6 protein-coding genes are annotated in these 10,248 nt (G+C 67.1%); 3 read left to right on the plus strand and 3 right to left on the minus strand.

Annotation, left to right across the window (positions count from 1 at the left end; genetic code table 11):
* Both ACWEPL_RS63995 and ACWEPL_RS64000 read right to left on the minus strand, forming a co-directional pair.
* A partial coding sequence (locus tag ACWEPL_RS63995; protein WP_452442726.1) for a Gfo/Idh/MocA family protein occupies positions 1 to 371 on the minus strand: 371 nt, incomplete at its 3' end.
* Positions 372 to 527: 156 nt separating this feature from the next.
* Positions 528 to 1,538, minus strand: a complete 1,011-nt coding sequence (locus tag ACWEPL_RS64000; RefSeq protein WP_363984615.1) for a LacI family DNA-binding transcriptional regulator — start codon at positions 1,536 to 1,538, stop codon at positions 528 to 530.
* A 1,059-nt stretch (positions 1,539 to 2,597) separates the two neighbouring features.
* On the opposite strand from ACWEPL_RS64000, the gene ACWEPL_RS64005 reads away from it, so the two are divergent.
* From ACWEPL_RS64005 to ACWEPL_RS64015, 3 genes are all read left to right on the plus strand, one after another.
* Positions 2,598 to 2,975 carry a hypothetical protein gene (locus tag ACWEPL_RS64005; RefSeq protein WP_452442728.1) on the plus strand — a complete coding sequence of 126 codons (378 nt, stop codon included), beginning with the start codon at positions 2,598 to 2,600 and terminating at the stop codon, positions 2,973 to 2,975.
* 404 nt (positions 2,976 to 3,379) lie between these two features.
* Complete coding sequence (locus ACWEPL_RS64010; protein WP_452442730.1) at positions 3,380 to 6,124, plus strand: beta-xylosidase family glycoside hydrolase; 2,745 nt, start codon at positions 3,380 to 3,382, stop codon at positions 6,122 to 6,124.
* A 62-nt stretch (positions 6,125 to 6,186) separates the two neighbouring features.
* Positions 6,187 to 8,568 carry a family 43 glycosylhydrolase gene (locus ACWEPL_RS64015; RefSeq protein ID WP_452442732.1) on the plus strand — a complete coding sequence of 794 codons (2,382 nt, stop codon included), beginning with the start codon at positions 6,187 to 6,189 and terminating at the stop codon, positions 8,566 to 8,568.
* Between the two features lie 624 nt (positions 8,569 to 9,192).
* Here the strand turns inward: ACWEPL_RS64015 and ACWEPL_RS64020 are convergent.
* A complete protein-coding gene (locus tag ACWEPL_RS64020; protein ID WP_452442734.1) occupies positions 9,193 to 9,945 on the minus strand; it encodes a carbohydrate-binding protein in 753 nt (250 codons plus the stop codon).
* Between the last annotated feature and the right edge of the window lie 303 nt (positions 9,946 to 10,248).

Here is a 10,248-nt window from a genome sequence, read left to right on the forward strand (position 1 = left end):
TACGGGCCGCCGTCCTTCTCGTGGGCGGTGATCTCGTCGTACTCGGCCAGCGACAGCGTCGGCGGCTTCTCGCACCAGACCCACGCGCCGGCGTCGAGCGCGGCTGTCACCGCCTCGCGATGCGCGACCGGCGGCGTTGCGACGACCACGAGATCGGGGCTCGCCGTCGCCAGCATCTCGGTCAGATCGGTGTGGCGGCCCGGGATGTCGTAGGCGTCGGCCAGCTCGTTCGCGCGGGCGGAGTCGACGTCGCACACGGCGACGACCCGTACCGCGTCGCCGGCCGCGGCCAGGGCGGGCAGATGACAGGCTTTCGCGATGCCCCCGGCGCCGACGAGGGCAACACGAACCGGGGACGAAGACGCAGGCATGTGGAACTCCTTTGGACGACCCAAAGAGTGATCGATCACTTTTGCCTGGTTAACCTATTTTCGATCGCCATTCGGGTCAACCCCGGCTGCGTCCGCCCCCGGAGAATGTGACGTGGCTCTCCAGGCCGGCACCGGTCAGGGGTGATGCGGAAAGTGTCAACGAATGAAGGTGGAGCGGCCTCTCGCCCTTGCCGTGCTGCCCCGGCAGATGAGGCGAGGAGCCACGACCAGGCGCGCACGACCCAACGGCTCGGCCGATTCGACCTGCTCGAGCAGCACATTGATGCTGAGCCTGCCGACCTCGCAGAAGTCCTGCCGGACTGTGGTCAAAGAAGGGGCGAAGAACGCCGATTCGGGAATGTCGTCGAAGCCCACCACGCTCACCTGTTCGGGCACCTTTACGCCGGCCTCTGAGAACGCCCGCAGCAGGCCAAGCGCCATCTGGTCGTTGGCCGCGAAGACCGCGGTGACGTCGGAGACGCGGCCGGCCAGGATCTTGCCGGCCAGGTACCCGGATCTGGGGGTCCAGTCGCCTGCCAGCGCTTCGGGGATCGCTCGCCCGGCGGCCGACAACGCGGCTCGCCAGCCTTCGCTCCGTCCTTCGGCTTCCAGCCAGCCGTCTGGCCCGCTGATGTGCCAGACGGTTTCGTGGCCGAGATCGAGCAGGTGAGCCGTCGCCTGCCGGGCACCTTCCACCTGGTCCACGGTGACCACGGATACGTCGCCTTCGTGCCAGCCCCCGACGGCCACCGCGGGCAGGCCGGTGAGCAGGTCGGCGAGGGCCTGCGCCGCCAAGCGCTGCGGCGCGACCAGGATGACACCATCCACTTCCCGCTCGGCCAGGTAGCCGATGGCCTCGTCGACGCCGGCCCGGTCAATGGTGCGGAGGCTCACGATGCTGACGAAACAGCCCGCGTCCCGGGCGGCTCGCTCGATGCCGTAGACGGCGCTGGCAGGGCGGAGCAGTGTGGAGCCGAAACTGACGACGCCGAGCCTGCGTGAGCGCCCGGTGATCAACATCCGGGCGGTCATGTTGCGGCGATAGCCGAGAGCGTTGATAGCTTGCAGGACACGGGCCCGTGTCTCCTCTCGGACTCGGCGATGGCCATTGAGCACGCGCCAGACGGTCTGGTGCGACACGCACGCGAACCTGGCCACATCGGCCATGACCGGCCGGCGCGATCTGGCCTCAGCTGAGCAGGCCCAACTCGGTGGAATCCGGCGCCGGCTGCGGCGAGCGTCATGCACCAGCTCTTGAGCAGGGCGAATCGCTTCATGAGTGGGGTCTCCTACCGTGATCCGGGCCTCACCTCGAGGCCGGCGGCAGGACGACGAGGAGCAGCCCCTGCCCTTCCCCCGGCCAGGAGCCGTGCGACAGCATGGACAGTCCTTTCGCTTCCTGCGTCGAAACCAGGCGGACCTCTGCGAACCACGACTGTTAGCGTTAACATAACCGAGTTATCCTCATGGCCGTGATGGGCGTCACGCTAGGGTGCACGAATGCAGCCTGTCAAGGAACTCGAGGCTCGCTATTTTCGGTGAATGCGCAGTAAGTTTCGCAACCGGTCGCCCTGGGCGTCGCTCTCTCGGATGATCAGGTCGGCGCCTAGTTCCCCTCGGCGTTGCGCCAAGGACTCGCCCTGCGCCGGCTTGACCGGGCCCGACCGACAGAGGCCCATGGCCTGCCTGTCGGTGTCGGCGGGTCGGACAGCCGCGGCAGGCGTTCGGCCTGGGCCAAGCCGGCCTTGACGAGGAAGTCGTCCCAGCCTATGAGTTCCGGACCGTCGGAGGCGTCGGCCATGACGAGAGTGATGCGATCGCCATGGAGGCCCGGGCGGCTCGGCGAGCTGTGCGACGATCAGCGGCCGGGGCGAAGAGGCGTCAGTTGCCGGACGGGCCAACGGCCGGTCCTGGCGGGAACCCGGCCAGAAGATTTCGGCTGCTAACCCTTTCGTTTCGGCAGATTTGCGGGCAGGTTCTTGACGAGTTTCGTGAGTCGCACGTATGGTCCGGCATTAACGATCGAGACTTACTTCGCAACTTTCTGACCCTGCCATCTTCCGGCAAGGGCGCCGCGCTGACGTACGACGAGAAATGTTTGCAAGAAGCCCGCCTACCGCACCATGGTCGCCTCTCGCTCTGAGTTCTCTGGAAGAGACCACCTGTGAACTTCCGTAACGCCACACCGGTCATGCTCGCTGCGGCCACTTCTCCGTGCCGCCGCCTGTGGAGGAGGGCAAATCGTTCCAGTTCTGGTCGCTCGGCATCAACCAGAGAGGGCCCGTCGAGGACGACCAGAAGGCCGATCCGGGAGCGCAGGTGAAGCTCGCCGAAGTGGCGTCCTCGGTCGAGAGGGTGCAGGCGCTGACCATGGCGCCGGTCGGCGGCAAGGTGCCCGGCCCCTGGTGCTCATCCAGGGCGACGACGAGGAAGGCCTGCGCCGACTCCTTGCTCGGGCTCGAACCGTTCCTCGTCGGCCCGGGCAACTCGGCCATCGGCCAGGCGTTCCTGAACGCGATCACCAACGTCGAGCAAGGCAAGGGAGTTTCGGCCAAGGCGCGGGACGTGGCTCTGGCCGGCATCAAGACCGCAGTCGGCAAGTGACGTGACCGCGATGCTCAGCCCGCCCCGGTCGCGGAGTGGAGTGGCGGGTGCGGAAGAGCCTGGCCGAGCGGCTGTCCTCGTACGCCCACCACGCGTCGGCCTTCCTCATTTTCGCGATCTGAGGGTTCGTTCCGCTGCTGCTCACCCTTTTCATTCGTCCGCTGGAACGCAGGGCGGAACACGATCAGCATCTGGCTGCTGTCCACCGTGCTCAAAGAAGGAATGACGCACGTGAACTATGCCTTCGCGCACGTACCGGGCCCTGGCACGGCTCGGATTGTTAACGCTAACACCCGTCGGTTCCCTCGCATCGCCCTCGCGTTCGGAGCATCGCCATGCCTGTATCCGCCAGCGCTCGTTTATCCGGCCTGCGCCGTTCCTTGGTGTCGGGGGGAGCGGTAGCCGTGTTCGTCGGAGCCGTTCTCGTTCCCTCGGGAGGCGTGGCGAACGCCGCCGTCGAGTGGTCGCCACAACCCTCGTACACCTCGACCGACAAAGGCGACGGCACGTACTCCGTGCCGCTGTTGCGCTCCGACGTGCCGGACATCAGCGTGGAGCGCGTTCCGGCCGCCGAGAACGGCGAGGGCCGGGACGCCTACTACATGATCAGTACGACGATGCACCTGAGTCCCGGTGCGCCGATCATGAAGTCCTACGACCTGGTGAACTGGGAGATCGTCAACTACGTCTTCGACCGGGCGAGCATCGGAGACTCCTTCTCGCTGCGCAACGGACAGACGTCGTACGGTCAGGGCCAGTGGGCGTCGTCCCTGCGCTACCACGACGGCATGTTCTACGTCGTCTTCAACACCAACAACCTCGGCGGCGCATACGTCTACCGGACCGACGACATCGAGAACGGCGCCTGGGAGCGCACGGCCCTCGGCCGTGGCCTGCACGACCCGTCGCTCTTCTTCGACCTCGACGGCACCCCGTACATCTTCTACGGCTCCGGTGGCACGAGCGCTGTGCGCCTCAACACCGACCTGACGGCCATCGAACAGGACTACCCGAACATCTTCCGCGCGAGCGACTACGCCGGGAAACCGTTCATCGGGGGTCTGTTCGAGGGCGCCCAGTTCTACCACATCGACGGCTACTACTACGCGGTCATCATCACCTGGCCGTCCGGGCAGGGGCGCCAAGTCGTCATGCTTCGCTCCAAGGAGCTGCTCGGCCGTTACACCTCGGCGGGCGGCGTCAACACCTATGAGGCCCGCGGGGTGCTCAACTCGAACGGCTTCGCCCAGGGCAGCCTCGTACCCATCTCGCGCGAGGGCGGCGGGACCGACTGGTACGGCATGTTCTTCCGGGACACGTTCCCGATCGGCCGCATCCCGGCTCTCATCCCCGCCACCTGGCAGGACGGATGGCCGACCTTCGGCGACCACGGAGTCGTGAAGGTGGACGACGTGTTCGACAAGCCGATCAAGCTCGGCCCGGAGCGGGAGGCGTTCGAACGCCAGAAGAGCATCGTCGCCTCGGACGACTTCGTCAACGACGCGCCGCACAAGGCGTACATGGACGAGGAGTGGACGATTCCGCGCCCGCCCGATTACGACGAGACGCTCATCGGCGTCGAACTGCTGGACAATCCGGGGTTCGAGTCCGCGGCGGTCGCGCCATGGGGTGCACGGTACGGTGCGACGCTCAGCCGGGACACAGCCGATGCCGCTTCCGGGGCGGCGGCTCTCAAGGTGAGCGATCGCGCCCTCAACGGCTCCGGCCCGAACCAGGCGCTCAACGGGAAGATGCAGCACGGTGTGACCTACACCGTGTCAGCGAAGATCAAATACGCGTCGGGCCCGGACACCATCCGGTTCAACCTTGCCGCGGACTGGGGTGCGGGCGTTCAGGTGATGGCGTCCGGAAACGTGCCCGCCGGGCAGTGGACGACGGTGTCCGGACAGTACACCGTGCCGGCGACGGCGAACCTGGACACTTTCACCTTCGCGGTGGAGACACCGTGGGCCAATCCACAACCGCCCTCGTCGGGCGTGGAGTATCTGATCGACGACGTCTCGGTCGTCGGGCAGCCGGTGACGGCCGAGTACCCGGCCGAGGAAGAGATCGCGTCCAACGGGTCGCGACTGGACATGGTGTGGCAGTGGAACCATGCTCCCGACAACCGGTACTGGTCGCTCACCGACCGCGACGGATGGCTGCGGCTGACGAACGGCAAAGTCGTCACCGGTAAATACGTTTACACGAAGCTCTCCAACCGGGCCGAGCTGGCCTGGTTCGAGGAGGCGCGGAACACGCTGTCGCAGCGTACGTTCGGACCGCGGCAGTCAGTTGAAACCAAGATGGACATCTCCGGCATGAAGAACGGTGACGTCGCCGGCCTGGCCGCCTACAACCGCGGCTTCTCGTACGTGGCGGTCAGGCGCGCGGGCGGCGTCAACACGCTGGGCGTCGTCAACCGCGTGCAGCCGTTCGCGGTCGACCTCGACCAGGCCACGCTCGAAAGCTTCCTGCCCGGCACCACGGTGCCGCTGGGCAAGGCGACCAAGGTGCACGTAAAGGCGGATCTCGACTTCGCCTCGCCGGCCGGGCAGTTGTGGACGACCTTCTACTACAGCCTCGACGGGCGGACGTGGACCCAACTCGGGGACCGCGTGGGCCCGCAAACCCTGGACGGCAGCCTCGCCCAGTTCATGGGACACCGCGTCGGCCTGTTCAACTACGCCACTCAAGAAAAGGGAGGGCACGTCGACTTCGACCACTATCTGCTCAGCGACACCCTGACCGCGCAGAACCTGCCGCTCGACACGAGCGACCTCGACGGGGCCATCGCGTACGCCAGGACGCTCGACAAACGCGACTACCCGAAGGACGCCTGGGCTGCGATGCGAGCCGCGCTCGCCAAGGCGAAGAAGGCGCGAGCCGGGAAGTTCGGCACGCAGAACCAGATCGACGCGCCGGAGCGGGCGCTCAGCTACCAGCTGGCCCGGCTCGGCACGTTGAAGCCAGCCACTCCGTCGCCGGATGTGTCCGCGGTGGCGGAGACCTGGTGTGCGGGTGGCACGGTGATGGTGACGGTGCAGGTGACGAACAACGAGAAGGTGCATGTGTCGGCGTCGGCGGAGTCGGCGTACGGGACGAGGCCGATCGGGACGATTCCGGCCGGCAAGCCGGCCGCTTCTTGAGGCCCGACCGGGTCACGTCACAACTTCCCAACAGCACATCAGAGATCAAGGAGGAAGACCACGTGGAACAGCGCTTACGACGGTTGATCCGGCGACGGGCCGTCGCGATCGGGGCCGCCGGCACCATGCTGGCCGCCGGGTTCGTCGTCTCGGCTGCCCCGGTCCAAGCCGCCGCCTCCAACCTCATCGCGAACGGTGGATTCGAGGACGGCCTCGTCGGCTGGTTCGCCAATAACGGCAACGCCTCCGGCGGTGCCACGCTGTCGCCCACGACCGACGCCCACTCCGGCTCGGGCGCCGTGCTGGTCACCGGCCGGAAGACGACCGGCTCCGGCCCGATGCAAGACCTTTCCGGCAAGGTGCAAGCCGGAAAGACCTACGCGGTCACGGCACGGGTGAAATACGAGAACCCCAACAGTCCAGCGACCAAGCAGTTCTTCGTCACCATGCACTATGGCGGTTCGACCAACACGAACCTCGGCACGGTGACGACACCGCGCGGACAATGGGGGCTCATTCAGGGCACCTTCACGATCCCCGCGGCGCAGAACGTCACCACCGCGAGGATCTTCGTGGAGACGCCGTGGACGTCGGCGCCGGCTCCGGACACGGACCTCATGGACTTCAAAGTCGATGACGTGACGCTCCAGGAGTTCGTGCCATCGACGACCATCGAGGTACTGGGCAAGAACCCCGGCGAGGGCAACCCGCTCATTTCCCACAAGTTCGGGGCGGACGGCAACGCCTTCGTCCACGACGGCCGCGTGTACCTCTACATGACCAACGACACGCAGATGTACAGGCCCGGCCCTGACGGGACCTCCCCGACGAACACCTACGGCGGCATCAACACGATCACCGTCATCTCCTCCGACGACCTCGTCAACTGGGTGGACCACGGCGAGATCCCGGTCGCCGGCCCGAACGGGATCGCCCGCTACGCTACCCAGTCGTGGGCCCCCGCCGTGGAGAGCAAGGTCATCGACGGTAAGGAGAAGTTCTTCCTCTACTTCGCCAACAGCGGCGGCGCCACGGGCGTCCTCGTCGGTGACTCGCCGCTCGGCCCGTGGCGCGACGAGCGTGGCAGCCTGCTGATCACGAGCGCGACACCGGGTGCGTCGAACGGCCGGAACTGGCTCTTCGACCCGGGTGTGTTCATCGACGACGACGGCAAGGGCTACCTCTACTTCGGCGGCGGTGGCGATGACAAGTCGGGCAGCTACGAGAACACGAACCACCCCAAGTCCACTCGGGTGATCAAGCTCGGTGATGACATGATCAGCACGTCCGGCTCGGCGGAGGTCATCGACGCACCGCTGGTGTTCGAGGCGGGTCACGTGTTCAAACGCGCGGGCAAGTACTACTACTCGTACTCCTCGAACTTCGGCTTCTCGGGACCGGTGGACCCGAACGGGCCTCCGACCGGGGCTATCGCGTACCTCATGGCCGACAGCCCCATGGGGCCCTGGACGCCAGAGAAGTACGCGGGGGTGATCTTCCGCAATCCCGGCACCTACTTCGGCGTGGGCGGCAACAACCACCAGTCGGTGTTCAAGCTCGGCGGCGACTACTACTTCACCTATCACGCCCAGACGCTCAACCGCCGTATCACGGGCGGCGCCACCCAGGGCTTCCGCAGCCCGCACATCGCCAAACTCGCCTTCAACGATGACGGGACGATCAGGGAGGTCATCGGCACCTACGACGGCGCCGACCAGTTGCGTAAGCTCAACCCGTACCGGGTGATCGAGGCCGAGACGATCGCTTGGCAGCAGGGCATCGCGACGAAGAAGATCGACGGCACCTCGGCGGAGTTCGGCGCGACGGCGCCGAACCTCGTGCTGCACGACATCGACAACGGCGACTGGACCTCGCTCGCATCGGTCGACTTCGGTGAGCACGGCGCTGCCCGCCTGACCGCGAAGGTGCTCCCACTCGCAGCAGGTGGAAAGATCCAGCTCCGTCTGGACGCCCGCGACGCGCCCGTGGCCGCGACCATTCCCGTCGACGCACCCGCCGGAGAGTGGACGGCGGTGAGCGCTGAGCTCGACGGCGTCTCCGGAGTGCACGATGTGTACTTCACCTACGCCGGGCCCGACGGCGCCGACCTCTTCGAGATCGACTCCTGGGCCTTCGCGACTGCTGAGCCGCCGCTGAAGGTGTCCGCCGCGGCGGACACCCGATGCGTCGGACGCAAGGTGCTGCTGACGGTACGTGTCACGAACAACGAAAAGGCCCACGTTCGGGCGTCGGCGGAGTCGGCGTACGGGACGAGGCCGATCGGGACGATCCCGGCCGGCAAGCAGAAGTCCCGCTCGTTCCCGACCCGTGCGGGGAGCGTGCCGGCCGGCGAAGTGACCGTGACGGCGACCGCGCGAGTGCATGGCAAGCTGGTGTCGGCGTCGCTGGTCGGGCGGTACGCCGCCCGCAGCTGCCGCTGGTGAAGAGGCGGCCCGGCCTGCCGGGCCGCCTCTTGGCTGACTGGGCGCCCAGCCGCACCGAATCCTCGCCCAGTACAGGCTTTGCGGAAGGCTGACAGCGGCTGACTGCACGTGAGGTGGGCTTGGGCGGCCTTGAGGAAGGGCGCGAGAAGGCGGTCGTCCTCGCCTGCTCGCGTGGCAAGGACGACCTGGCTCGGCTCCATGCCGTCCAGAGGACGTTGGTAACGTCGAGGTGGAGGTTCTCGGCGCGCAGTCCGGCCGAGACGACGGCCACGCTGCCCGGCGGCGATGAGTTCGAACTTCTCCTCAGGAGCTTCGACGAGCGCCCCGTCGGGCGCGGGGTTGCCGTCTGGCCGCGGGTCGATCCGCCAGTAGGCGTTCCCGGTCACTGCCACGTCCACCCCGGTGCTCGAGCAGCGCGGCGCGCGGTTCGTTCCAGGCCGGCTGCACGACGCGTACGCCGGCGTCGGGATGCCGGTGGCGCACCGCGGGCACGGCGGGCACGTTCAGGGCGGGCAGGAAGATCTCGCCCGCACCGGAGAGGGTGGAGAGGACGAGAAGTGCCGCCGCCGCGATGCGGCGAACAGAGATCGGCGATGTGGCGTGGCGCAGCTGCTCTTTGGCAGGTCATTGGAAAGAGGCGTCGTCGATGTAGAGGCCGTCGGTGCCGGTGGCCGTCTCGACGTGGAAGGAGGCGTTGGTCAGCGTTCCGTCCAGGAGACAGTCGTTGTGCCGGTGAGCTGGGTCCAGCTGTTCGTGTCGGCCGTTTGCGCCGAGGTCAACTGGTGGTAGCTCGTTGTGCCGTTGGCTGTGACGGCGAGGGTCGCCTTCGCGCTGAGGGTTCCGCTCTGCGACCGCACCCAGACGCTCGTGGTGTAGCTCTTGCCGTTGGTGAGCTGTGCGGTCACGTTCTGGTTGGGGCCGTTCCAGGCTGCGGTACGCCCGGAGTTGAGCAGGGAACGGCTGCCTGCGGGCGCGACGTCGGTGGACAGGGTGCCGCCGGGAGGCGGTCCAGCCCGTGGTGCCCTTGTCCATGGTGCCGTTGGTCAGCAGGTTCCCGCCGCCGTTGCCGCTCGGCGTGACCTGCCGCCAGTTGAGGTTGAGCAGGTAGCCGCTGTCGCCGGCGAACCGGAGGTAGAGGTCACGGGTGCCGGTCGCGCCGGACACCGGGCAGGTGACCGAGGTCCAGGTCTGCCAGCCGCCGGTGCCGGTGACGGCGCAGGTGCCCACGAGGGTGCCGGTGACGCTGCCGAGCCGCAGTTCGATCCGGCCGCCGCTGGTGCCCGAGGCCACGCGGGCGGTGAAGGAGGAGGCTCCGTTGCCGAAGGCGACACCCTTGACCTTGATGTAGTCGCCGTTCTCGATGAAGCCCACGTTCACGCGGATTCGGTTCGGCGGCGCTGGACGTTCAAGCGTCGTAGCCAGGGTCGGTCTCCCACCCGTGCCACCATCTGGACCTTGGTGCTTCGTCTGGCTCGGGAGAATCCGCTGTGGGGTTACCGGCGGATCGCCGGGGAACTCGCTGCCCTGGGCTACCGGGTGGGGGCTTCCACTGTGTGGATGATCTTGAGGAAGGCCGGCGTTGACCCGGCGCCGCGGCGCGCGGGACCAACCTGGGGTGAGTTCCTGTGTGCTCAAGCTGAGGGGATCTTGGCGTCACCATGCTGTTCAAACGCCTGTATT

This window comes from Nonomuraea sp. NPDC004186, from assembly GCF_053603495.1.